Genomic DNA, 24,817 nt, shown 5'->3' with positions numbered 1-24,817 from the left:
CTATTCGCAGGACACCATCAACCGGCTTATCGCCGACCCGTTATGGGCTTTTCCGCCGGAAGTCAGGGGAATGCTGAATTCCGTATTTCCCGATTTGCACGGTAAGCATGTGCTTGTACCATCCAGCGGTGACAACGGAGCAGTGTTCGCGTTTTATCTGCTTGGCGCGAAAGTCACTTCAGCAGATCTTTCGGAGCGCCAGCTTTACAACGCAAAGAAGATTGCCGACACGCAGGGCTGGGATATCGAGTTTATGCACGATGACAGCATGATGCTTGAGCACATCAAAGACAGTGAATACGACCTCGTTTACACCTCAAACGGCGTACATGTGTGGATAAACGATCTCGCATCGATGTATGGCAGCTTTTTGCGGGTGCTTAAGCCGGGCGGGAGCTACATCATGTTTGAGACCCATCCTTTTGTCCGCCCGTTTAACAGTGATGCTGCCGACAGGATGCAGTTTGCAGTAGAAAAGCTCTACGAGAGCACCGGCCCGTTCGGAGAAATACCGACCTACGATTGGCGTATCATGGATTTTGTAAACGCCATGCTGGATGCGGGGCTTGTCATCCGGCATATGGAAGAATTTCATTCGCAACCGGGTTTCTTTGACTGCTGGTGGTACAAAACGCTTACGGAAGCCGAAGCGGATAACAATATGAAATTCAACTGGAAGAAAAATCCCTGGGCGGCACTTCCCCAGTGGATTGGCTTCCATGCACAGAAAGGAATGGGCATATAAGCATTATCAAAACGCATGATGTCACTTTGTACGGCGGAAACGATAAATATAAAATCGTTCTGAAACCGTTGTCGGACGAGTGCTTGCCTCTATTGTGCAGATGGAATGCCGACCCGGAGGTGTTGTACTAGATGGAAGGCGGTACGGCAGCTGCAGCTAAAGACCTTTCATATAGGCCGGACACTGTTCATCAAATTTACAGTGGCGTATCACAAAACGCTTTTTGTTTTCTGATAGAATGTGACGGAATACCTATCGGGGATTGCTGGCTGCGAAAGATGAATCTACCGGATGTCTTAAAAATGTATCCCCAATCGCTGGATGTCCGTCGAATCGACATGTCATCTGTGAGGATTATAATAACCGCAGCCGTCGTATGTGGGAAAAGTATGGATTTACTAAGATATTGGAAGAATCGATACCGGACTCATGGAAAGGAAAAATGCAATATCATTACCGTCTGACAAGGCAGGACTTTATTGAACGCAAAAAGTTGAAGGCGCCGGAAAATGATTCGAACCAAATTCGAGAAGAAATTTCGACCCGATTCCTGTTAAGCGTTTTCAGGGGAACAAAATTTTGATGACTGACGGGTATACCCGCGTCGTTGCCGCTTATCTTGCCGGATGGGATACTGTTCCGGTCTATTGGGATGCTGACGAGCTCGATATGCACACTTATGCGATAGACATTAATTGGTGTGACGAAGAACACATACATTGCCCTGCCGATCTCGCCGGACGTATTGTTCCACACAAAGACTATGAACGGCTTTGGCGTAAAAGGTGTATGGAAATGTAATTGCATTAGGATATTTGTTTTAGGGGCATTACGAAACTTCAAGCAAGGAAATCCTCATTCTCCCTGCTTACTCTTATTCTTTTGATTAAAATTGGGATACCCAAAATAAAGCACAAATCCGAACCCGTCTCCAATGGAGAATAGGTTCGGATTATTTGTGTTTGGTGCTAGTGTTCTTACGGCATTTATTCAAGAAAGTCAGTAATATCAAGGGTTTACGGGCAGTTAAGAAGCAGTATTTACCCCTAAAATTGAATAAATTCATCATATTTTAAGGACGTTCCATAAGCAGGAACGTCCTTAAATGATATGCAATTCGTCATTCAGCCGGTTTTTTCAGGTTTGAGAGGGGGTTTGGCCGAGAGCCACTTCGCCGCAAACCCGCATGAATACTGAGTTTCTTCCTTTTTGTTTTCACCTTCCCGAATAACGCATGTTCAACGAGTGGTACGCCCGCGATATCAGCAAGAAACGGCGTATCAGCAACAAGATCAAAGGAAACGCCGGGGAGCCGATGGGCCAACCGCCTTATGGCTATATTAAAGATTCTGAAAATCCAAAGCGCTGGGTAGTAGATGAGGAAGCTGCCACTGTAGTCCGCCGTATCTATCGAATGACGATAGACGGCTTTGGAACAGAACAAATTGCCGCCGCGCTGGAACAAGACAGCATTCTGACGCCAATGTCTTATTGGCAAGCACGAGGTGTCAACCGCCCCGGCAAGCATAAAGATGCCGCACCCACAAAGTGGAACAGTTCTACCGTCACAAAGATTCTTTCCTTGCAGGAGTATTGTGGAGATGTCCTGAATTTCAAGACGTACAGCAAATCCTATAAGAATAAGAAACGAATTGAGAACGACCGTGACAATTGGGTTATCTTTAAGGACGTGCATGATCCGGTTGTTGACCGTGCCATCTGGGAAAAGGTGCAGCAGAAGCGGGGTAAAATCCGTAAGCGGAAAACGAATGAAGGAGAAACCAATATGTTCTCCGGTCTGCTTGTCTGTGCCGACTGCGGACACAATCTGCATTACCACTTCAATCAAGGCAACCCGGACATCAAATATTTCAATTGTTCCAATTATAAGGGCAATCGGGGTACTTGCACCTCTACGCATTATATCCGTGTTGACTTTCTGGAACAGGTCGTGTTGGGAGAAATCCGCAGGCTCACAAAATTCGCAAGCAAATATGAGGATGAATTTGTCAAAGCGGTTATGGGGCATTCCCAGCAGACAATGGAACTTGAGCTTCAAAGAAAGAAAAAGGAATACAATTCTCTGTTGGCCCGCGACAAGGAGATCGACCGACTGTTTGATCGAATGTATGAGGATAACGTGTCCGGTAAAATTTCCGACGAACGGTTTTCAAAGATGACCAAGCAGTATGAGGATGAACAGAGTGGATTAGCAGGGCAGATAAAAGTGCTCAGAACCGAGCTTGACAAGGAAAGCCGTCGGACGGTAGGCACGGATATGTTCGTTTCTACCGTGCGCAAATATACCAGAGCGAGAAAGCTAACGCCGTGCATGCTGAATGAGCTGATCGACCACATTGAAGTTCATCAGGCCGAAAAGGTGAACGGCGTATACGTCCAGAAGCTGACCATTCACTACAACTGCATTGGCTCCATTGAAATACCGGATGTTTCATCCCTGCCGGAACCGGATATTCTTATACAAACGAGAAAAGGAGTAGCCGTAAGCTACTCCTCAGCGCAGATGGCAGGATAAACATATAAAAAAGCGAGTGTCCTTACAGCATTTTCAAATACTATAAGAACACTCGGCATGGTGCGGATGACAGGACTTGAATTGCAACTCATACCATTTTGACTATACAGCCCAATTAAATAATGGCTTATCTATGCGGTTCGTCAACTTCCATATACAACAATAGTCAATACTTTTTTGGGGTACAGATTTTTAATTGGGGTACAAATTGGGGTATAAAAGCTACATTTCTTTTTGTCGGATTGTGTGATATAATGGCAATGCTGTTCTTCCTCTATGCCTAGCAGCAGAGGGGAGGTGTCGAGCGTGAATATTGTTATCACTTTTTTACTTTCGGTCACGGCTGGTGTACTCGTACATGTTATCAGCAAATGGTTAGACCGAAACCACAAGAACAGCTAGCCTAAAATGAACCCCCGGAAGCCGTCACTTCTGGGGGTTCGCTTTTGGTGCTAAGCATGACTATGCTATCACTTTTTTCACTCTGTATTATATCCCGACCTTATGGCTTTGTCAAGCGCTCAATCCTTTTTTGGATTGGGTGTTTTTTTATTTATCAGGCTTTCCGCAAACTGCTGCATTCGCTGGGCATTGCGTTGCTGCATCTGCTCTGTGCTGTGGACATAGGTGTCCAGCGTAAATGCCGCTGAGTAGTGGCCGAGGGCACTCTGTACGCTCTTTACATCTGCCCCACTTTCCAGACTGTACACCGCGAAAGTGTGCCGTAAATCATGGAAACGGAAGTCCGGCAGGCCGACAGCAGCAGCAGCTTTTTTCAAGTGCCGATAAACATTGCAGTGTGTGAGGTGCCCGCCAAGTTCATTGGTAAATACAAGGTTGTCCTCATTGCTCCAATAGCGTCCTGCTACTGCTTTCCATTTATTCTGGATAGTTTGCTGTTCCCGTAAAGAGTCGAACACAAAGGGCGCAGGAGCCACTACACGCGATTTACCGTTTTTCGTGGGTGCAATTATCCAGCCTGTTTTCTGCTTCTGTAACTGCTGTTTAACTGTGATAGTTCCGGCTTTAAAGTCCACAGCAGACCAAGGAAGCCCCAATATCTCACCAAGGCGCAGCCCTGTAAACATATCTATCTGCATGAGTAATTCATACCGGTTGCCCTTTATCGCGTCCAGAAAGGCGGGGACGGTACTTTCTGGCAGCGGTTGTATTTCTGCCCGCTCTATGCGCGGCAGTTCTGCACAGTCGGCGGGGTTAGTTGGTATTGCACCGATGCGCACGGCCACAGCCAAGGCTTTGTGCAGAATTCCATGCATATTTTTAATGGTTTTCGGTGACAGGGCTTTTTTACTGGCATTCCTATTCCCCACCTTGCCCGGCTTTACTGGCGGCGGTTTCAGTTGGCCTTTCAGAGCGTTATTGTAAAACTTCTGTATCATGGGAGCGGTCAACTTTTTCAGCTTCACCGCGCCGAGGTTTGGCTTTATTCGGTTCTCTATTGTGGCCTTATACAGTTCTAGTGTGCGCGGTTTTACGTTTAGGCAGTAATCATTCGCCCACAGGTCAAGCCATTGGCTGACAGTCAATTCAGAGGGTTCCTGATAGGTTCCGGCATCCACGGCGCGCGTGGCATCCGCAAGTTTCTTCCTTACTTCCTGCTGGGTACTTCCATAAACAGATTTGCGGATCAGCTTGCCTGTACCCGGGTCACGTCCTGCACAGAAGCGCGCTTCCCACAGGTGCGGCCGCTTCTGCCGTATAGAACCCTCATTATTCGCCCGGCGTTTTGGCATTGGAACCACCTGCCTTTTTGGGCTCACCCTTTTCAAGTTTTCTTCCAGGATTTTCACCAACATTATGCAACCGCATTTTTTCTAATTCAGCAATTATTTTTTCCTGCATAGCTTTCAAAATCATATCTGGCGCATAAATTCGCCCAAGCCCCTTGTCTTTGTCTTTTCCTGGCTTACTCACAACTAGTGTACCGTTTTCCCCGACTATAAAGGCTCCATCTTGCGGTTGAGTATTTATATATTGGCACAACAACATCATTAACGTTTCGTTTTCCAAAATGTCCGAGAGTGCAAGTGTTACGAATGGGTTATGATGTGCACTGTGGATAAAATCACAAGCGTCCATAGAAAGTCCTGTACATTCGTGAATTTCTTTTACTTTTGGAAGATTGTTATACTCTGCTTCAAATTCAAGGTTGGCAGCTGAACCTATAAACAAGTCCACAGAAACATGCAGCGCGTTGGCTATTTTTTGAAGTGCACCAAAATCAGGACTTCTCTTCCCAGATTCATATCTTGAAATGCTGTTTAATGACATGTTAGAAGCTTTTGCAAGTTCTGATTGGGTTAACCCAACTTTTTTTCTAGCTTCCCTTATAACTTTTCCAAAGTCCATTTTTGACACTTCCTTTCAAACTAAGAATAGCACATTAAACCATCTGGGTAAATGTTTTTTTTAATGTGGTTGACAATTAACCTATATGGGATTATACTGTGTTTATTCATTAACCCGATTGGGTTAAATGCAAGGAGGTGAAACACAATGCAAGACGAAACAATACAAGTTGTAACATACAATGGCAAACCCTTAGTTCCTCCCAAAGACCTGTATAAAATGCTGGGCGGTGCTATCAGTCTGCCGAACATTTACGACCTTTGCCACCGTGAGGGCTTCCCTTGCCTGCACATTGGTAAAAAGTTGCTCGTGCCAGTTCAAGCCGCTTATGAGTGGTTTCAACAGCAGAAGAACTAAATGTCCGAAAATGGAAGGAGGAAATGAAAAATGACAAATACTCTTGTAAAATTTTCAATTAGGACGGTGACAAATAACGGAACAGACAGTGGATAATGCAGAAGATGGTTCCAACATCATCGGAATGCCGGAACCGAAAATAGATGAAATCCTTAGCTTACTGACTCTAAGAAATGTAGTAAGCAATGAAACTTTTTCGGTTCTCTGCATGACAGACAATGAACTTTTAAAAGAACAGCGGATGCAGAAGTTGAAAATTCGGGCCGCACAGTTAGGCATAAAGTCAACAGTTTTTGATTCATTTCGCAAAGCCTTTGAAAGAGATCAGAAAGCCGCCGCATTGAAAGAAAAGGCCAAGCGAGATAAAGAAGATAGCTACATAAATATGGGTGCAGCACCTTACATGGATGGCAAAGAGATCATGGACAAGATTTTCTATGATTATTTTGCCGAGGGGCATGAAGAAATACACTGCATCCATGGCAAGTTTTATGGTACCAGCGGCAGCATAGAGCGAAAGGCGATAGAAGCGGAAGTGCAAGAAGAAATAGCACCATTTTACATGAAAAATACCGCGCGAAAAGCAAAGAATCTTACTGACTTCATTGAAAATGCCTGTTATATGCAGCCGCAAAAGCCGGAGCGACACACGATTCACGTTAAAAATGGTTGTATTGAAATTGACAAACAGTATAGCCGACTGTTTTTGCCTGGGGTTCGTTTCTGCTTGAATCGAATTAACGCAAGCTATGAGCCAACAGCACCAAAGCCCGAAAAGTGGCTGCAATTTCTTGATGACCTGCTAGAACCAGAAGACCAAGTAACATTGCAAGAATATTTAGGTTATTGCTTACTTCCGACAACTAAAGCACAGAAGATGCTAATTATTATCGGCAATGGTGGTGAGGGAAAAAGCGTTATAGGAGCAGTTATGAAAGAACTTTTCGGGCTGTCTAACATTGCCACCGGCAAATTGAACAGTCTGGAGGAAAACCGCTTTCAAGTTGCCAACCTTGAAAACAAACTGCTTTTTATTGATGATGACTTGTGCACCGCGGCCTGTGAAGAATCAGCAGTAGTGAAAGAAATTGTTACCTGTGACGGCACCATGAGCATGGAGCAGAAAGGCAAACAATCCTATCAAGGAAATATGTACTGCCGACTCTTAGCATTCGGTAACCAGTCCATTAATACCCTGCACGACCATTCAGAGGGCGCATATCGCCGCCGGATAATCTTGACGGTTAAGCCGAAACCACCGAACAGAGTAGACGACAAGGACCTGAAAGAGAAGTTACTAAAAGAAAGGTCCGGCATTTTGAATTGGATGCTGGACGGACTGCGAACGCTGCAACTATGTGGCTATGAGTTTTCAATCAGCGAAAAGGCAAAGGCAAACCTTGAACAGTCAAAGCGTGACAGCTTCAATGTTATTGCCTTTCTGGAAGATGACAGCGTCATTCAGTTGGGTGGTGAGGGTGTAACAGCACAGTGCAGTGCCATTTATACAGCGTACCAGTTATGGTGCACTGACAACGCAGAATATCCGGTAACGCAGAAGACGCTCATTAACTACATGGAACAACACGCGAACACGCTTAAGATTCGATACAGCACGCATATACACAAGTACAATCACCGTGCGCGGGGCTTCTTTGGTGTGGAAATCGTTGGAACTGTTAATCGTGATTCGAGTGAGCACGCATAAGCGCACGCTTAAAGCACGCATAGACGCACGCGAAAAATCGCATAGACAAGCCATTGGCACGCATAGCACGCTTAATTTACACTTCAATTATAAAAAAATAGAATATGCAAATACATAGATATTTTATATTTTATTTTTTGTTTTATATATAAAGGTGTACCCCCCTGTGCGTGCGTGCCAAGCGTGCCAAGCGTGCCAAACTGAAAAGAGCTGATGCAAATGAATTAAAAATCGTTGGAACTGTTAATCGTGATTCGAGTGAGCACGCATAAGCGCACGCTTAAAGCACGCATAGACGCACGCGAAAAATCGCATAGACAAGCCATTGGCACGCATAGCACGCTTAATTTACACTTCAATTATAAAAAAATAGAATATGCAAATACATAGATATTTTATATTTTATTTTTTGTTTTATATATAAAGGTGTACCCCCCTGTGCGTGCGTGCCAAGCGTGCCAAGCGTGCCAAACTGAAAAGAGCTGATGCAAATGAATTAAAAATCGTTGTCAGCTGATTGATTTTCTTGACCACAAAATTTAGGAGGTATTTTAATATGGAACGTTCAAAATTTTGTCCTTTTCGTGCCGCTGATTGCAGTGACCGGTGCGGGTTTTTTGATTCCCACCGCACACAGTGCAGCGTTGTCTCCATTGCAAACAGTTTAAATGACATAGCAGTGAGTACGGACGGTATGGAATGTCACATAGAAAATATACCAGACAAGCTTGACAACGTATGCGCATGCCTTGACAAAATTCATGATGCAGTTTAAGGAGGCTTTCTTATGACAAGGCAAAAAAACACCCCGGCAGCAGCAACTGCACAGGGGAAAACAAACGAACTTCAAAATTATTATAACAATACCGTGGACGGTTTGCAAGCAAAAATTGTGGACAAACTCAATCGGATTACCGACATTCACGCTCTGAGCCGCATTTATGATTACGTTTACCGGCAATTTTTGAAAGCAGGTACAGAAACCACAAGGGACTTTACATCCGTGACCTTGCAAATTGAGGACGGCATTACAATGCTTGAGGCTGCAACAGATGCATATGGGGTACTCTCCGAGGCATTGGAAGACGAATTCGAATTTAAACCGAATAATCCAGCCGAGGAAGCTTATCTAAACCGGTTGAACATGTATTTCTCTGCTTTTTCACTGTTTCAAAGCAAGCTGCAAGATGCATTGGGTGAATTGCAGGTGGGCAAAGATGAACTTCTGAGCATAAAAAAGGCAGGTGCAGACCATGACTGAAACAATCGGCTTGCTTTTAGCCTGTGCGTCCGCAGGACTGCTTATTTACACAACGGAAGCAAACTACCAGTATCAGCAGGACAAGACGTCACAGAGCCGCACAGAACGCATAAACCAGAACCGCCGCGAACTGGCGGCAGCATTACACTAATTTTTGGAGGTATTTATTTATGTTTAATTTCAGAAAGATTCTTGCCATTACATTCGACCGCATTTCCGGGGAAGCAACCGCCGCTTATTACAACATTATTGGGGCACAGCTTGACTCTGATAGCGGCACCTATGACGAAACCCCGGATGGGGCCAATATGTTTGAAATTGACCTTGAGCCAGTAGATGATGAGCTGGACAAGCCAATTTCCGGGCTGACAATCGTTGTTGGGAATTCCGGCGACTGGGCGCATGTGCAGCGTGGCCTTGACCCGAAAGCCGAACACGAAGTAGAGCCGGGGCACTTTGAACTGGATATGGTGGATTCCACCTATTCCGAGCAGGAAGGCACGGCGTTTTACGAATCTGTCATTGAACCACTCGCGGCGCAGATGGCGCAGGAATTCACGGCAAAGATCTTCACGCCGATTGAGCAGCAGGCTGGGAACCGGATTCTGTTTGAAGGCGATTCGATGGAATACGCGAGCTACGGAACCCGCATTTCCACATTGAAGGAAAGCATTCCCTACGGCCTCTTCACTGTGGACGAAGCGAGGCAAATTCTCAACATGAAGCCTATCGGCGGCGAAGAGGGCAAAAAGCGGCTTCAAACACTAAATGTAGTACAGGCAGATAAGGCCAACCAGTATCAGGGGGTGCAGAAGAAATGAAGGAAACCCGTATCTGCGAAATCCGGGCGGCCGAACCCGAAAACGGAAAAATGCGGTTGACCGGCAAGGCAATCGTTTTTGATACGCCGACCGTTATCAACGACCCGAAGGGCCGATACACTGAAATTATTCGCTCCGGGGCTCTGGCAGGAGCCGACCTGAGCGATTCGCGCCTGCTGGTGGGACACGACGCAAGCCGCCTTCCTCTGGCGCGCACACCAAAAACTCTACAGCTTTCAATAAGCCCGGCAGGGCTAAACTTTGCTGCGGAGTTGCCGGACACCGAGGAAGGCCGTTCCGCCTATACGGCAGTTAGGCGAGGCGACTTGACGGGTGTTTCATTCGCTTTTGTCGTGCCGGCAGGCGGCGACGAATACGACCCGGCAACGAATACGCGGACAATTAACAAAATCTCCAAGGTGCTGGAAATCAGCCTTGTCAATTTCCCCGCGTATCCTACTACATCAGTCGAAGCCCGGAGCGCGGCAGACGCCCGCCGGGCGGCAAAAATCAGAATCAACCAGATTTTGAAAAGGAGTATGTGATTATGACTTTTAAAGATAAAGACGCAGCGTTCAACCATTACCGCACGGCATCCGCCGAAGATATTGAAACCCGCGCGTCGGAAATCGGGAAGCTTATCGACAAGGACCCGAACGCCGATATTACCGCTCTGAACATTGAGCTGGACGGACTGAAGATGGCGAAGGACAATCTGGAAGCCCGTTCCGCGGCCCAGGGGAAGCTGACCGGCTTTAATCCGATTACCGGGAAGAACTATTCCCACAAGGAAGAGAAGCGTGACGACGACATCTTCTCCTCTGCGGAATACCGGACGGCATTCTACAAAAAGATGCTCGGCAAGCCCATGACCGATGCGGACCGGAACGTATTCAGCCGCGCGCAGGAGCAGGCCGTCACCGAGCGCAGAGCGGCTCTGACAACCGGGACCAATCAGGCAGTAATTCCCTCAACAACCCTGAATGAGGTTGTTCAGAAAGCAACCACACAGGGGGACATTCTCCAGTATGTCCGGCAGTTCCGCATTCCGGCCAATCTGTCCGTACCGGTTGCGACACCGGAAGATGCAGCAGAATGGCACGCCGAGGGAGCTTCCGTTGAGCCGTCCGCCAAGACGCCGACCAGCGTAACCTTTAACGCCTACGAGCTGCTGAAGGTGTTCTCCCTGAGCGTGGCAGCGAACACCATTTCCGTCCCGGCATTTGAATCCTACCTGTCTACCGAGCTTACCAGGACCATCGGCGCGGCGCTGAACGCTGGAGTATTCTCCGGCACAGGTTCCGGACAGGCGCTGGGGATTCTGCCGGGCGTGACGTGGGACACGACCAACAGCGCGACCTATGCGGCGGGCGGTCTGAAGTATGCCGACGTGCTGAAGCTGGCTTCCCTGCTGAAGGCCGGGTACTCCGCGGGTGCGGTGTTCGCGTGCAGCAACGCGACCCTGTTCAACCGCCTCATGGCTGTGGAAGACACGGCCGGCCGGCCTATCTTCACGAACCCCATTGACGGCGGGGCCGGGCGTATGCTGGGCCATCAGGTAGTAGTGGACGACTACATTCCCGCTGACACCATCCTGTACGGCAACTTCCAGTATTACGGCGTCAACCTGTCGCAGGATATTCTGCTGGAAGTCTCCAGAGAATCCAGCTTCAAGCAGGGCCTGATTGACTACCGGGCGATGGCAGTGGGCGACGGCAAGGTTATTGTACCGGAAGCGTTTGCTAAACTGACCGCGGCGGAAGCCTGAACATAATGCAGATGAGGGGTTGCGCTTATCGCAGCCCCTTTTTGTTAGGAGTGATTATCATGGCATTACTTACGATAGATGAGGTGCGGCAAGCGCTGAGGCTGGACGGCACGGAAAACGACCCCATCATTCAGTCCATGCTGGACAGTCTGCCGGATTATCTGGAAGTAACCACAGGCAGCAGATGGGAAGACGGTACAGCGCCTGGCTACCAGCTCGCCAAGCAGTGCGCAAAGTTCATCCTTCAGCTGTGGTACGACCCGGGAGCGAGCGAAGCGGCGCGGCTGTCGAACGCTGTTGACAGTATGCTGGGCACGCTGAAGCTGTGGGCGCCGATAAAATGAAACCATATGCTGAACGATTCTATAAGTCCAGGACATGGGAGAAGTGCAGGTACGCATTCCTCTGTTCCAAGAACTGGACATGTGAGCGGTGCGGCAGGCTGGCTGTGATAGCGCACCACAAAACGTACATCACGCCGCAGAACATCAACGACCCAAACGTGACGCTGAACTGGGATAACCTGGAAGCATTATGTGAAGTCTGCCACAACCGGGAACATTTCGGAAGCGGCGCATGTGCGGACGGACTGAAGTTTGACGCAAACGGAAATCTTGTCAAGACACCCCCCCGGGTGCATTAACACTTTAGCGCATTAATAGACCGGTGGGTGCAGTTCAAATTTCCTCTCCATGAGTTTTTTATATGCAAATGGGAAGCATTCGCATTTATAGAACGCTGGAATATTTTAGGAGTGATTTTTATGGCAATGGCAAAAATCAGAAAACTAATAACCATTATCGATGATGACCGAAAACCTATCGCGGAAAAGCTGATGCAGGAAATGACGTTCATGGACGCGACGCTTTCCAAACTGAAGGCGGGAATCCGGAAAGACGGCGCCGTGGTGGAAGGCCGGGACGGGCTGAAACAGAATCCGGCGATGCAGGCCTATAACACGACCATTCAGCGCTATGCACTGCTGAACAAACAGCTGATTGACCTTCTCCCGCCCGCGGCGAAACCGGAAGCAAAGGATGAGCTGGCAGAGTTTCTGAAGAAAGGCAAGAGCGCCTGATGAATCCGATTCTGGAATACCGCGACGGCATCCGCGCCGGGAAATACGTCGTCTCCCGGAAGGTCTAGAGGCTCTATGAGAAGCTGGGCCATGAGATTGAGCACCAGGCGGGGCGATACATTTTCGATGAGGAGAAGGCAAACCGGCCGATAGAGTTTATCGAACGGTTCTGCCGGCACTCAAAGGGCGAGTGGGCCGGGCAGACCGTAAAGCTGGGGCTGTTCCAGAAGGCGTTTATCGCGGCTCTGTTTGGCTTTGTGGACGCTGAAACCGGCCTGCGGAAGTACCGGGAAAGTCTGTTTCTTGTGGGCAGGAAGAACGGCAAGTCCACAATGGCCGCAGGCATCGCGCTGTACTGCATGATAGCGGACAATGAGCCGGGGGCGGAGATATACTCCACCGCGACGAAATACGCGCAGGCCAAGCTCCTGTTCGACGAGGCGCGGAACATGGTGAAACAGTCTCCCGAGCTTTCGCGGTACATCAGGAAGCGGAAGCAGGACATGTACTGCGACGCGCTGATGGCGAAGTTCCAGCCCCTGGGGCACAATTCGGACACGCTGGACGGCTTGAACGCTTCGCTCGTCGTCATGGACGAGCTGCACGGCGTGCGGGACAGGAACCTTTACGAAGTGATGAAGCAGTCGCAGAGTGCCCGGCGGCAGCCGCTTTTACTGATGATTACGACGGCGGGGACCGTGAGGGAATGTATTTACGACGACATGTATTCCTACGCCTGCAACGTCCTTGACGGCGTGGTAAAGGACGACAGTTTTCTGCCGGTCCTCTATGAGCTGGACAGCGCGAAGGAATGGGGCGACCCCGAGGCATGGGCAAAGGCGAACCCCGGACTGGGAGCCATTAAGAAGCTGGATGACCTGCAAAGGAAGGTTGAGCGGGCAAAAAGCAGCGCTGCCGACCTGCCGGGAATCCTCTGCAAGGATTTCAACATTCGGCAGAACGCGGCGCAGGCGTGGCTGACCTTCGACGACATCGACAATCCGGAAACCTTCGACCTGGAGAAATTTCGGAACTGCTACGCTATCGGCGGGGCCGACCTGAGCATCACAACCGACCTGACCTGCGCTACCCTGCTTTTTGTGGATAAGGAAACCGAAAAGCGGTATGTGACGCAGATGTACTGGTTGCCGCAGGAAAGCTTCCACGAGCGCGTCCACAAGGATAAAATCCCCTACGACCTGTGGATGGAACAGGGCCTGCTGCGGCTCTGCGCGGGTAACACGATACGCTACAGCGACGTCACGGCATGGTTCAACGAAATGCTGAATGACTACGGCATTACTCCTCTGTGGATTTACTATGACAGCTATTCCGCCCGGTACTGGGTGGATGAGATGAAGCAGTACGGCTTTCCGATGGTCCGCTGCATTCAGGGGGCAAAGACGCTTTCCCTGCCCATGCAGCAGATGGGGGCCGACCTGAAAGCAAAGAAAATCAATTACAATAATAACCCGATTCTGAAGTGGTGCCTGACCAACACGGGGATTATGACAGACCGAAACGGAAATATCGTGCCGATTAAGGCGCAGCAGCCGAAGATGAGGATAGACGGCATGGCTTCCATGCTGGACGCATACGTGGGCCTGATGGACCACTACGAAGAATTTTTGAGGGCGTGATGAAATGGTAAAGGATAAGAAGATAATAATTTACAATAAGACCGAGGTACAGGACGACATCGGCAACTGGGTAACCGCCTATCAGCCGATTCACCCGGGCAGCCTGTGGGCCTATGCGCGGCAGCTTTCCCAAAAAGAGTATTTCGCAGCCGGGACTGCCGGGTATAAAGAGGATATGCAGTTTACCGTCAACTGGAGAAGAGACATCAAGCCCGGAATGCTGATTTACTACCGGGAAACGTGGTACGTCATAGACCGTGTGGATACCTTTGAGGGATACAAAGAGGACCTGAAGCTGCTCGCAAAGGAAGCATCAAAGGCAGAGATTCCGCCGGCAGATGAGATAGTACCATATTGATTCCGGGAGCTGCCCCTTGAATTTGAGGGGCAGCTTTATTCTGTGTATTGTGTGTATTCTGTGAAGGGATTCTATTCTGTGCATCCTGTGAAAATGTGATAAAAATATATTTTTTGATATATTATATTATTTATATATATTTACTATGTTATAGGTGGGGTCCCAAAATGGGACCCCCTACCGTTTCGGTACTTGAGCTGACCCGGCGTTTTAACGGGTCAGATAGATTTGATGAAGAAATTATGAGCGCTCAATTTTGGATTCAGTTGTTTTAAAATGTTGAAACGATGAAAAAATCCACTGAACGACAAAACGTCGCCGAGTGACTTTTCCGTTGGGGTACAAAATGGGGTACAATGGCATAAAAATACCGCTTAGGCCGCATGCCTAAGCGATTTCTTTTGGTGCGGATGACAGGACTTGAACCTGCATGTCGTAGACACCAGAACCTAAATCTGGCGTGTCTGCCAATTCCACCACATCCGCAAAAACAGCACGGAACCCGTGCTGTTTTTTATTATACCGTAAATAAATCGAACTGGCAATACCTTTAGCCTAAAAATCCTTTTTCCAGCATGGACTGCGCCGCCAGCATAGAGCCAAGACGTGCGCTGTGGAAATTTAGGCCGCCCTGCATCCATACGGCCCACGGTGCCCGCAAAGGAGCGTCCGCGCTCAGTTCCACAGAGGCACCCAGCGTAAAAGTGCCCGCCGCCATGATTACTTGGCAGTCATACCCAGGCATACCCCACGGCTCCGGCAAAACAAAGGAATCGACCGGCGAACCTTTCTGGATTCCCTGGCAGAAAGCAATCAGCGCTTCACGGGTGCGCAGCAGAACTGCCTGAATAATATCCGCGCGCGGTTCGTCCCAGCGCGGTGTTACCGCATAGCCAAGCTCCTCGAAAAGGGCAGAAGTAAAGACTGCTGTCTTCAGCGCTTCCCCTGTTACATGTGGTGCGTGGAAAGCGCCCATGAACAGTTCTCGATTATTGCCCAGTGTACAGCCAATCTCCCGACCGGTTCCCGGTGTTGTCAAGCGATAGGAGCAGCTCTCCACCAAATCTTTGCGGCCCGCAATGTAGCCGCCGGTCGGGGCAACACCGCCGCCCGGGTTTTTAATGAGCGAACCCGCCATGAGGTCCGCACCATGTGCGACCGGCTCCTCCTTCTGCACAAATTCTCCGTAGCAGTTATCAACCATAACAATGCAGTTCGGTGCCCGGCGCTTTGCAATCGCCGCAATCTTCTCAATATCTTCCACAAACAGAGACGGACGAAGGCTGTAGCCGCGGCTGCGCTGAATATAGACCATCTTTGTGTCCGGCTGCACCGCATGCTCAATGGCTTCATAATCCGGTGTACCGTCTTTTTTAAGGTCGACCTGCCGATAATGAATGCCATACTCTTTTAAGGAACCGTTGCCATCACCAGTCAGTCCGATAACGCTCTGCAGCGTGTCATACGGCAGACCGGTCACACACAGCATGGTGTCTCCCGGGCGCAGCACACCAAACAGCGCCACGGTCAGTGCGTGTGTACCGGACACAAAATTATACCGCACCAGTGCATCCTCAGCACCCAGTGCCTGCGCATACACCTGGTCCAGCACTTCCCGTCCGCGGTCACCGTAGCCATAGCCGGTACTGGCCGCAAAGTGGCTTTCACTGACACCGCAGTGAATAAAGGCCGCCAGCATTTTCTGCTGGTTGTAGTCGGTCACTTCATCAATGCGCTTCAGAGCCGGCTGTGCTTTCCGCAGTGCCTCATCGGCCGCATCAGTTATTTTTTTGTCGATATGAAAAGCAGGATAAATCTGCACTTTATATTCTCCTTTTTGTATACTAAAATATATAAATTACAATATGTATTTTTTATTTAAGGCAGGCTTTTTGGCACATTCCGCAGGCAGAAAAGCCCATTTGCTCATAGTGCGGCTGCAGCTGTGAACCGCACAGCAGCAGTACCCGACGGACATCTGCCTGTTTCACCAGCGCCGCCAGCACCGCCGCAAAGGCACCGCGGCCGCGCACTTCCGGCGCCGCGGCACCGGCGAAAAGCAATGCCTGTTTCGGCGACAGCGCCTCTGCCGCACAGGAATACAAGCGCACATTCTGGTACAGGCCCGCTGCCAGGACGGCACCGTGCCGCACACGATGACTCATATCCAAATAAAACGGCTCAAAGGCCGGTATAGAAAATCCCGGTCGCGTACACGCACACAGCAGTGCATACATATCTGCCAGCCGCATGGCAGCTGGTGACGCAACTGGTCCGGCCAGCCGCATCCGAAAACCGGCGGGCAGCGGCGGGCAGGGAATGGGACGGCACAGCTCCATCTCCACACCCTCGGAGGCAGGAGAAAATCCCAACCGTTTCAGGTTATCCGGCTCCGCCAGCAAATTTTGTACGCCGATATAAAACAAAAACTCACGCAGCTCCTCCGCACTTTCCGGCAGCACCGTACCGCACAAAGTCGCTGTTTCGTCCTGCCGACGCAGCAGGAACCCGTCCCCTTCCCAAAAGCGAGCCGCCGCCGTACCTGTACCATAGGCCGTCACGCTGGAAATAACACTGCACCCCAGCGCGCCATGGTCATAGGCAAGCAGGCGGGCAGGCTCCGTTACTGCCCAGAGCATGGTGTCCCCGCAATCCGCTGTGCAAGGCACTGCAGCAGCGCACCCGCCGCTTCATAGTCACTGCGGCTGACGATTCCCATCGGCGCGTGCGGGTAGCGGCACGGCAGCGATACCGCCGCTGTGCGGACACCGCCGCGGCTGATATAAATAGCGCCGGCATCATTGTCGCCGTCCACGCCCTCCTGCCACTGGCAGGGCACGCCGGCTTTGCGCGCTTCTTCAAAGGCCCATTTGGTATATTCCTTGTCGTAAATGGTTTTATGGTCCATAAACGTGATGACCGGTCCCTGACCCAAACGGCACACCTGCTGATCCGTTTCCGTGCCGGGCACATCGGAAGCAGCCGTGCATTCCACAACGACAGCAGCCTCCGGCTGTGCCAAATAGGCACCCGTGCAGGAACCATTGCAGCCCACTTCACCCTGTACGGCAAATTCAAAAATCGTGTCATACGCCCAGTCCGGCTGCTGCATCAGGTGGACCAGAAGGGCACAGCCCGCACGGTCGTCCAGCGCACGGCTCTTAACCGAAAAGCCATTCTCCTCGTACACACTGTTAAACGTGACCATGTCCCCGGGCACAGCCACTTTGGCTGCCTCCTGTTTGTCCTTGGCCCCGATATCAATATACAGTTCTTCGACCGGAATGGCTTTGCCGCGTTCGCCTTTTTCCAACAGGTGAATGGGCTTCAGGCCAATCACACCGGGCACCGTATTTTTGCCATACCCAACAGTCACGCTGCGGCCGGGCAGGACACGTGGGTCTATCCTGCCAACCGGCGCAAAGCGCAGAAAACCTTCATCGGTAATATGCGTTATGATAAGGCCGACTTCGTCCATGTGCGCGTTGAGGAGCAGCCGTGTTTTGGCACGGTTTTTTCCCTTTTTATATGCAAGAATACTGCCAAGCGGCGTAATCTCTATTTTTTCCGCGAAATTGCTTATCTGGGAAAGGATCAGTTCCCGCACACCCTCTTCACTGCCGGAAACACCGCGCTCCCGGCACAGCTGGGGCAGGCAGGCACTCCACACTTCCCCGTCCGACTCGGCACCGGCACTCGCAGCCGTATCTGCCGCCGGCTCCTCAGCGGACTGTGCCGGCTGAGGCAGGCTGGCACCGCACCGGTCACAGACATACAGCGCCATCAGAAGGGCTGTGTCCTCAATATCCTGCATATCCACCACTTCCGCCGGTGTGTGCATAGAACGCTGCGGCACACTTAACAAAGCTGTACGGACACCGCCGCGCGTCACCGCGATATCATCGCTGTTGGTTCCGGTAACGCCTCCCATGACGTCCCATTTATACGAAATATGGTTTTCGTCAGCAAGCTGTCCCAAACGCCGCGTCATGCCACGGTCCAAAATCGGCGCGCTGCCAATCATTACGCCGCCCCCCACCGGGTGACTGACTTCCGGCTTAACGCCGGGCTGTATGCCAAAACCAACGTCTACACAAATTGCTTCATCTACGGCCGCCGTATAGGCAGCCGTATGCGCCCCCTGTCCGCCGATTTCTTCCATCGTGCTGAACAGAAGCGGCACCCGCCAGCTGCCCAGGTCAACCTGCTGCAGCAGACGAGCGGCGCGAACCACCGCAGCTGCACCGGCACGGTTGTCCAGCGCAGCGGAGGAAAAGCGGGTTCCCATCAATTTTTTCGGTTCATACACCGGGACCACACGGTCACCGGGGCAAACAACGGTTTTGGCTTTCACGGCGGGCAGGCCGAGGTCCACCGTCATATCCTCCACGTCCGGCACTTTGTCTGTGTTCGCCCGGTCCAGGTGCGGCGGCACACTACCAACAACGCCGAGAAGCGGTTTATCCGCACCTGTGGCAAAGACACGCACCGGACAGCCGGGCATGACACGCTGGTCCGAACCACCGCAGTTCGCAAAGTGCAGGAATCCGTGCTCATCTACCGATGTAACCACCAGGCCAATCTGGTCCATATGCGCTTCCAGCAAAATGACCTTTTCCGCATCTGCCTTCCCCAGTGACACACAGCCGCTGCCGAGCGGCAGTACTTTCCCGTTGGGCAGACCGGTCAGTTCCAGCGCCGCCTTCACCGGCGCTGTTTCATCTCCACTAGTGCCAATAGCGCCGCACAGTGTTTTGAGTATTTTTTCCATCTTCATAAGGAAACCCTCTTTTACTCGAAAAATATAGAACCGAACATATCGGCAGATGCCGCTTCCGCTTACAGCTGCTTTACCAGTTCACGGAAGCGGTCACCGCGTGTTTCAAAGTTGGGGAACATATCAAAGCTTGCGCACGCCGGGCTGAGTGCCACAATATCGCCGGATTTTGCTTCCTGACGGCACAGGTTTACCGCTTCCTCTAAGCTTGCCGCGTGCAGAATTTTGGGTGCACCTGGCCGATAATTTTTTGCTTCCTTAACCGCCGCCTCAATTTTCGGTGCGGTAACGCCCATCAGGACCAACGTTTTGACGTGCTCACACACCGGTTCTCCCATCGGCTCAAATGGAATCTTTTTATCGTATCCGCCCGCAATCAAAATTAGTTTCTGCGAAAACAGGGAAAGCATTCCCCGCACAGTGCGGCTTGGTGTAGTAGCAATGCTGTCATTGTACCAGCGCACGCCATCCAGTTCCCGCACCAGTTCCGCGCGATGCTCCACACCGGAAAATTCTTCTGCTACCGCACGGATATCCTCTGGTGAAGCATAACCCCACACCGCACAAATGGCTGCCAGATAATTTTCCACATTATGCGCACCGGGAATGCGAATCTCGCTGCAATTCATAATCGGTGTTTCCACACCGTTTTTGGCAAAAACGATGGTTCCGTCTGGGTTCACAAAGCAGCCGTTCCGTACACGCTGCTTTCGGCTGAAAGTCAAACACTCGCCGCGGGCCTGACTGACAAACCCCGTGGTAATGGGATTGTCAAGGTTAAAGACGGCACGGCCGAATCCGTCCTGGTGGAGGAAAATATTTTTCTTGGCATCTATATATTCCTGCATATCTTTATGAATATCCAGATGATTCGGGCTCATATTGGTAACAACGGCTACCTGTGGGCTGCGTCCTACGGAGATAAGCTGAAAGCTGGACAGCTCCGCAACGACCACATCGGTAGGCCGAATGCTGTCGATATCCGGCAGCAGCGCTTTGCCAATGTTGCCGCCGACGTGTACGGTTTTTCCCGCGTGCTGCAGAATTTTGGACAGAATGGTTGTCGTAGTTGTTTTACCGTCCGAGCCGGTTACGCCAAAGACGCGGCACGGGCAGTACTCCAGGAAAACTTCCATTTCACTGGTCACGACACTGCCGCGGGCGCGGGCAGCATCCAGCTGCGGCAGATGATAGGGCATACCGGGCGTACGGAAAATGACCTCTTCATTCAGGTCTTCCAGATAGTTTTCGCCCAACACCAGCTGCACGCCTTTTTTCTCCAGCTGGTCCGCCAAATCCCCCAGTTTTTCGCGGGTGCGCCGGTCACGGGCGGTCACTTTCGCGCCAGCCGCCAGAAAGCGGTCAATCAGGGGCAGGTTGCTGCCGCCCAAGCCACAGAATGCAACGGTTTTGCCTTTCATTTCCCTGTAAAAGTCTGTTATCGTCATGGAATGATATCCTCCGGTTTTCTGCAGCTGTCGGCCGCAGTTCAGTAAAAATATATACCTGTCATTGTGTTTTCTAAAAAAGATACAGCCGCCGGCACAGCAGGCACCGGCCGTCATGTCATACTTTTTTATTATACAACATCTTTGCCGCTTTTCAAAGACGTCTTCTCGGGCAGAACATTGTGTATAATCCTGCTGTGTGTGGTGAAAGCTACCATTGGCCCGCTTTGCCTTTCTTTTGTACGGTATGTACAGAAAATTTCGGGTACGGGCAAGGTGATGTATTTTATGAAAAACAGAAAAGCCGTTGCTGTGGTAATGGGTATTATCGCGGTTGGCGCTGTGGTCACGGCGGGAGCCCTGACCATGCGCAGCCAGGCCGCTGAAAAGGCTGCCAAGCGTGACCTGACCTATACCTATGACCGCGCGTACGGTGACCTGCGCGACTGCGTAAACACCATTTCCCTGACACTGGACAAAAGCATTTACGCCAACACCCCTACCCAACAGAACGGACTCGCGGCCCGGCTGATGCATGAATCTGGCCTTGCCAAGGAGGCTTTGGCTACACTGCCGGTACACGACAGTACCATGAACAACGTTTCGAAATATATTACCCAAGTCGGTGATTTTGCCATGAGCCTGTCCAACCGCATCAGCGGCGGCGGGCATATTACGGAAGCGGAGTACAAAACCATTGAGAAGCTGCATACCTATGCCCAAAAGCTTTCCAGCAATTTGTCGTCGCTGAAACTGGACTATACTTCCGACAACCTGTCCTCTCAGCTGAAACAAACCGCAACCGACTTTACGAACTTCCCTTCGCTGATTTACGATGGGCCGTTTTCGGATAATATTCAGCGGAAAAATCCCCGCGCCCTGCAGGGGAAAAGCGATGTAAGCAAAGCGGACGCGTGCTCCATTGCCGCCAAAGCACTGAACCTTTCCCCCAGCAAGCTTACCTCCGCCGCAGACACGGCCGGTAACCTGCCCCTGTGGAACTTCACGTCCGGTACTACAACCGCCTCCGTTACCAAAAAAGGAGGTGTTCTCTGTTCCATGCGCAGCAGCCGGGAAATTACAGCGGAAAAAATCACCATGGACGCCGCCAAAGAAAAGGCCACCGCTTTTCTGGCAAAGTGCGGCTATAAAGATATGCAGCTTACCTACTGGATTAAGACCGATGGCCGCATTCTATTTAACTTTGCATATGAGGAAAACGGTGTGCGCTGTTACCCGGATCTTGTCAAGGTAGGCATTGCGCTGGACAACGGCGACGTGGTGGAGCTGGGCGCTACGGGCTACCTGATGAACCACATGTCCCGCAGCTTTCCGTCACCGAAATACACCAAAGAAGCTGCACAGAAAAAGGTCAGCAGCCGCCTAAAAGTGAACAACTCTCGGAAAGTACTGGTGCCAACTTCCGGCCTGAATGAAGTGCTGTGCTGGGAGTTCTCCTGTATCGGAAGCAACGGTGACCGCGTACTGGTCTATATCAACTGTGCCAGTGGTATGGAACAGCAGATTCTCATTCTGCAGTCCACGGATGCCGGCATACTGGTTCAATAAAAATTCTATAACAATGACCGCATAGATAGACAGAAAAAAGCCGCTGCCCGGCAGGTAAACCGGGACAGTGGCTTTTTTGGGATTGGATAAAATCTTTTATCTTATCTTGCTGTACATATAATCAAATAAAATGCAGCCTTTTATCCAAGGAGCTTGACCAAAACTGCCTTCTGTGCATGCAGACGGTTTTCCGCCTCTTCAAAGATTTCACTGGAATGCTGTTCAAACACATCCGCTGTGATTTCTTCGCCGCGATGGGCAGGCAGGCAATGCAGAACCATAGCGTCCGGTTTAGCGGCGGCCATAACCTTGTCGTTAATCTGATAGCCATTAAAAGCAATGCGGCGCTTGGAGGCTTCCTCTTCTTCACCCATAGATGCCCATACATCCGTGATAACGACATCGGCGCCTACGGCAGCTTCCAGCGGGTCCGTGGTCATGCTGAAGGCTGGATAAGCCTGTGCAAAGTCCAGCACTTCCGCCGCGGGACGATAGTCCTTCGGGCAGGCAACCGCAACTTCCATCTTCATCTTTAGGCCGCCGACAATCAGGGAGTTCATCATGTTGTTTCCGTCACCGATAAAGCACATTTTCAGGCCGTCCAGTGCACCGCGGTGCTCCCGAATGGTCATCAGGTCCGCCAGCACCTGACAGGGGTGGGCAAAGTCGGTCAAACCGTTGATAACAGGGATAGAACCGTCACGCGCAAGGGCCTCGACCTCGCTCTGCTTAAAGGTACGAATCATAATGCCATTTAAGTAGCGGGACAGCACGCGTGCTGTATCCTGTACCGGCTCGCCGCGGCCAATCTGCATATCGCGTGCAGAAAGGAAAATAGGCAGACCGCCCAGCTGATACATACCCACTTCAAAGGAAATACGGGTACGGGTGCTGGCCTTTTCAAAAATCATGCCCAGTGTTTTGCCCTCCAGGCAGCGGTGCTCAATATTGTGCTTCAGCTCATATTTCAGCTGGTCCGCAAGGTCCAAAATTCCGGAAATCTCGTTGCCGGAAAGGTCCATCAATTTCAGTAAATGCTTCATTTTAAAATAGCCTCTTTCCCTGTCCAGATTGATTTTGCTCCACCGCGGCGGAGCCTCCTGTTTAACGGCCGTATTATTTTAATCGTTACAATTATAGCATTTTATGCCGCTGATAGAAAGGCGAAAGTGCAAGACTGTTTTACTGCTGCTGCAGGACCTTTTCCAAAATGGCAAGACCCTCGTCGAGTTCTTCTTTTGTAATGGTCAGCGGCGGCAGAAAGCGCAGTACATCTTTGGCAGTCAGCACCAGCAGGCCCGCCTGTACACAGGCCGCCGCAATGGCACCCGGCTGCCCTTTGACTGGTTTGGCTCCCAGCATCATTCCAAGGCCGCGCACACTTTGAATATTGTCCATTTTTTGCAGCCGGCTGCGCAGATAAGCGCCCTTTTTCTGCACTTCCAGCAGGAAAGGCTGTTTTTCCACACGCGACACCACGGCCGCCACACCCGCGCATACCACCGGATTGCCGCCAAAGGTACTGCCGTGGTCGCCCGGTCCCAAAACATCCGCGCACCGGCGGTCCACCAAACAGGCACCTACTGGCAGGCCACCGCCCAGCCCTTTGGCTGCGCTAACCACATCCGGATGAATGCCGTACTGCTGGTAACAGAAGAAGCTGCCTGTACGCCCGATACCAGTCTGCACCTCATCAACCATCAGCAAAATATCTTTCTTTTCGCAGAACTGCGCCAGCTGCTGTACAAAGTCTTTATCCAGCGGCACCACACCGCCCTCGCCCTGTACCAGTTCCACAAGGACAGCACAGGTATTTTCCGTAACCGTTTTTCCCACACTTTTCATATTGGCATCGGCATAGACAAAGCCGCCGGTAAACGGCAGAAAATGCTGGTGAAATCCCGGTTGGCCGGTTGCTGCCAATGTCGTGACCGTGCGCCCATGAAAAGAATTATTGAGTGTTACAATCTGGCAGTGCTGGTCACCGTACTTATCGGTGCCATACTTTCGGGCTACCTTAATGGCACACTCATTTGCTTCCGCACCGCTGTTACCGAAAAAGACGCACTCCATACCCGCGGCATGGCACAGCAGTTCTGCCGCGCGGATAGTGACAGGGCTGTAGTAAAGGTTGGAAAGATGCTGAATCTGGGCTGCCTGTCCACTGACAGCCTGCACCCACTGCGGGTCGCTGTAGCCCAGGCTGTTTACGCCGATACCCGCCGTAAAGTCGATATACCTTTTACCGTCAGCGTCCCATGCCGTGGCGTTCTTCCCTTTTACCAGTGCAGCTGGGAACCGGGCGTAGCTGTGTATCAGGTACTGGCTGTCGCCCTCCTGTATTGCAGGAAACTGCATAATGGTGCCTCCTTTTTCTACTT

25 protein-coding genes and 1 tRNA gene are annotated in these 24,817 nt (G+C 50.9%); 17 read left to right on the top strand and 9 right to left on the bottom strand.

The features are described from left to right. Positions 1–70 precede the first annotated feature (70 nt). The 3 genes from ACIHKT_RS00840 to ACIHKT_RS00830 all read left to right on the top strand — a co-directional run bounded on the left by ACIHKT_RS00840 (position 71) and on the right by ACIHKT_RS00830 (position 3,281). Positions 71–745: a class I SAM-dependent methyltransferase gene (locus ACIHKT_RS00840; protein WP_236849700.1), complete on the top strand. Its 675-nt coding sequence runs from the start codon at positions 71–73 to the stop codon at positions 743–745. A gap of 582 nt (positions 746–1,327) precedes the next feature. Continuing rightward, a complete protein-coding gene (locus ACIHKT_RS00835) occupies positions 1,328–1,546 on the top strand; it encodes a hypothetical protein (protein ID WP_174192665.1) in 219 nt (72 codons plus the stop codon). 514 nt (positions 1,547–2,060) lie between these two features. Further along, positions 2,061–3,281 (top strand): DUF4368 domain-containing protein, encoded by a 1,221-nt coding sequence (locus ACIHKT_RS00830; RefSeq protein ID WP_236858955.1) that lies wholly within the window; start codon positions 2,061–2,063, stop codon positions 3,279–3,281. 521 nt (positions 3,282–3,802) lie between these two features. On the opposite strand, the gene ACIHKT_RS00825 is transcribed toward ACIHKT_RS00830, so the two are convergent. Together ACIHKT_RS00825 and ACIHKT_RS00820 are read right to left on the bottom strand one after the other, a co-directional pair. After that, entirely contained in the window at positions 3,803–5,035 is a 1,233-nt protein-coding gene (locus ACIHKT_RS00825; RefSeq protein WP_174192661.1) for a site-specific integrase, read from the bottom strand. Next, positions 5,013–5,651, bottom strand: coding sequence for a helix-turn-helix domain-containing protein (locus tag ACIHKT_RS00820; RefSeq protein ID WP_174192659.1), 639 nt, complete (start codon positions 5,649–5,651; stop codon positions 5,013–5,015). The genes ACIHKT_RS00825 and ACIHKT_RS00820 overlap by 23 nt, the downstream gene beginning before the upstream one ends. A 147-nt stretch (positions 5,652–5,798) precedes the next feature. On the opposite strand from ACIHKT_RS00820, the gene ACIHKT_RS00815 reads away from it, so the two are divergent. The 13 genes from ACIHKT_RS00815 (at position 5,799) to ACIHKT_RS00755 (ending at position 14,642) form a co-directional block, all read left to right on the top strand. Beyond that, positions 5,799–6,008, top strand: a complete 210-nt coding sequence (locus tag ACIHKT_RS00815; RefSeq protein ID WP_174192657.1) for a helix-turn-helix domain-containing protein — start codon at positions 5,799–5,801, stop codon at positions 6,006–6,008. Between the two features lie 88 nt (positions 6,009–6,096). Continuing rightward, a complete protein-coding gene (locus ACIHKT_RS00810; protein WP_404352551.1) occupies positions 6,097–7,716 on the top strand; it encodes a phage/plasmid primase, P4 family in 1,620 nt (539 codons plus the stop codon). A gap of 556 nt (positions 7,717–8,272) precedes the next feature. Next, the gene (locus ACIHKT_RS00805) at positions 8,273–8,491 is read left to right on the top strand and encodes a hypothetical protein (protein ID WP_404352549.1); all 219 of its coding nucleotides are present in this window, start codon (positions 8,273–8,275) and stop codon (positions 8,489–8,491) included. A 12-nt stretch (positions 8,492–8,503) separates the two neighbouring features. Then, the gene (locus ACIHKT_RS00800; protein ID WP_404352547.1) at positions 8,504–8,977 is read left to right on the top strand and encodes a hypothetical protein; all 474 of its coding nucleotides are present in this window, start codon (positions 8,504–8,506) and stop codon (positions 8,975–8,977) included. Next, the gene (locus ACIHKT_RS00795; protein ID WP_174192650.1) at positions 8,970–9,128 is read left to right on the top strand and encodes a hypothetical protein; all 159 of its coding nucleotides are present in this window, start codon (positions 8,970–8,972) and stop codon (positions 9,126–9,128) included. The genes ACIHKT_RS00800 and ACIHKT_RS00795 overlap by 8 nt, the downstream gene beginning before the upstream one ends. A gap of 19 nt (positions 9,129–9,147) precedes the next feature. Then, positions 9,148–9,798: a phage portal protein gene (locus ACIHKT_RS00790; protein ID WP_404352545.1), complete on the top strand. Its 651-nt coding sequence runs from the start codon at positions 9,148–9,150 to the stop codon at positions 9,796–9,798. Continuing rightward, positions 9,795–10,343 carry an HK97 family phage prohead protease gene (locus ACIHKT_RS00785; RefSeq protein WP_174192642.1) on the top strand — a complete coding sequence of 183 codons (549 nt, stop codon included), beginning with the start codon at positions 9,795–9,797 and terminating at the stop codon, positions 10,341–10,343. Before ACIHKT_RS00790 ends, ACIHKT_RS00785 begins: the two co-directional genes overlap by 4 nt. Positions 10,344–10,345: 2 nt before the next feature. Beyond that, the gene (locus ACIHKT_RS00780; RefSeq protein WP_404352543.1) at positions 10,346–11,566 is read left to right on the top strand and encodes a phage major capsid protein; all 1,221 of its coding nucleotides are present in this window, start codon (positions 10,346–10,348) and stop codon (positions 11,564–11,566) included. 59 nt (positions 11,567–11,625) lie between these two features. Beyond that, positions 11,626–11,910 (top strand): head-tail connector protein, encoded by a 285-nt coding sequence (locus ACIHKT_RS00775; RefSeq protein ID WP_404352541.1) that lies wholly within the window; start codon positions 11,626–11,628, stop codon positions 11,908–11,910. After that, a complete protein-coding gene (locus tag ACIHKT_RS00770) occupies positions 11,907–12,209 on the top strand; it encodes an HNH endonuclease (protein ID WP_404352539.1) in 303 nt (100 codons plus the stop codon). Before ACIHKT_RS00775 ends, ACIHKT_RS00770 begins: the two co-directional genes overlap by 4 nt. A gap of 120 nt (positions 12,210–12,329) precedes the next feature. Further along, the gene (locus ACIHKT_RS00765) at positions 12,330–12,644 is read left to right on the top strand and encodes a hypothetical protein (protein ID WP_174192627.1); all 315 of its coding nucleotides are present in this window, start codon (positions 12,330–12,332) and stop codon (positions 12,642–12,644) included. A gap of 83 nt (positions 12,645–12,727) precedes the next feature. Beyond that, a complete protein-coding gene (locus ACIHKT_RS00760; RefSeq protein WP_404352899.1) occupies positions 12,728–14,284 on the top strand; it encodes a terminase large subunit in 1,557 nt (518 codons plus the stop codon). Positions 14,285–14,288: 4 nt separating this feature from the next. Next, positions 14,289–14,642 carry a phage head closure protein gene (locus ACIHKT_RS00755; RefSeq protein ID WP_404352537.1) on the top strand — a complete coding sequence of 118 codons (354 nt, stop codon included), beginning with the start codon at positions 14,289–14,291 and terminating at the stop codon, positions 14,640–14,642. Between the two features lie 402 nt (positions 14,643–15,044). Here the strand turns inward: ACIHKT_RS00755 and ACIHKT_RS00750 are convergent. The 5 genes from ACIHKT_RS00750 to murD all read right to left on the bottom strand — a co-directional run bounded on the left by ACIHKT_RS00750 (position 15,045) and on the right by murD (position 20,867). Beyond that, a tRNA-Leu gene (locus ACIHKT_RS00750) sits at positions 15,045–15,128 on the bottom strand. Positions 15,129–15,192: 64 nt separating this feature from the next. Further along, on the bottom strand, positions 15,193–16,464 hold the full coding sequence (locus tag ACIHKT_RS00745) for an aminotransferase class I/II-fold pyridoxal phosphate-dependent enzyme (protein ID WP_086034957.1): 1,272 nt from the start codon (positions 16,462–16,464) through the stop codon (positions 15,193–15,195). A 52-nt stretch (positions 16,465–16,516) separates the two neighbouring features. After that, a complete protein-coding gene (locus ACIHKT_RS00740) occupies positions 16,517–17,281 on the bottom strand; it encodes a hypothetical protein (protein WP_086034956.1) in 765 nt (254 codons plus the stop codon). After that, a complete protein-coding gene (locus ACIHKT_RS00735) occupies positions 17,266–19,419 on the bottom strand; it encodes a hypothetical protein (protein WP_404352534.1) in 2,154 nt (717 codons plus the stop codon). Before ACIHKT_RS00735 ends, ACIHKT_RS00740 begins: the two co-directional genes overlap by 16 nt. Before the next feature lie 62 nt (positions 19,420–19,481). Beyond that, positions 19,482–20,867: a UDP-N-acetylmuramoyl-L-alanine--D-glutamate ligase gene (murD, locus tag ACIHKT_RS00730; protein ID WP_404352532.1), complete on the bottom strand. Its 1,386-nt coding sequence runs from the start codon at positions 20,865–20,867 to the stop codon at positions 19,482–19,484. A 288-nt stretch (positions 20,868–21,155) separates the two neighbouring features. Here murD and ACIHKT_RS00725 point away from each other — a divergent pair, with 288 nt between their 5' ends. After that, positions 21,156–22,436 carry a PepSY1/2 domain-containing protein gene (locus tag ACIHKT_RS00725; protein WP_157658874.1) on the top strand — a complete coding sequence of 427 codons (1,281 nt, stop codon included), beginning with the start codon at positions 21,156–21,158 and terminating at the stop codon, positions 22,434–22,436. A gap of 140 nt (positions 22,437–22,576) precedes the next feature. On the opposite strand, the gene argF is transcribed toward ACIHKT_RS00725, so the two are convergent. Together argF and ACIHKT_RS00715 are read right to left on the bottom strand one after the other, a co-directional pair. Continuing rightward, entirely contained in the window at positions 22,577–23,479 is a 903-nt protein-coding gene (gene argF / locus ACIHKT_RS00720; protein WP_086034953.1) for an ornithine carbamoyltransferase, read from the bottom strand. A 139-nt stretch (positions 23,480–23,618) separates the two neighbouring features. Next, positions 23,619–24,794 carry an aspartate aminotransferase family protein gene (locus ACIHKT_RS00715; protein ID WP_086034952.1) on the bottom strand — a complete coding sequence of 392 codons (1,176 nt, stop codon included), beginning with the start codon at positions 24,792–24,794 and terminating at the stop codon, positions 23,619–23,621. Positions 24,795–24,817: the final 23 nt, after the last annotated feature.

This window comes from Caproicibacterium sp. XB2 (assembly GCF_044880635.1).
Taxonomy (GTDB): domain Bacteria; phylum Bacillota; class Clostridia; order Oscillospirales; family Acutalibacteraceae; genus Caproicibacterium; species Caproicibacterium lactatifermentans.
The sequence above is the reverse complement of the archived record's forward strand: the minus strand, read 5'-3'. Positions and strand labels throughout refer to the sequence as shown.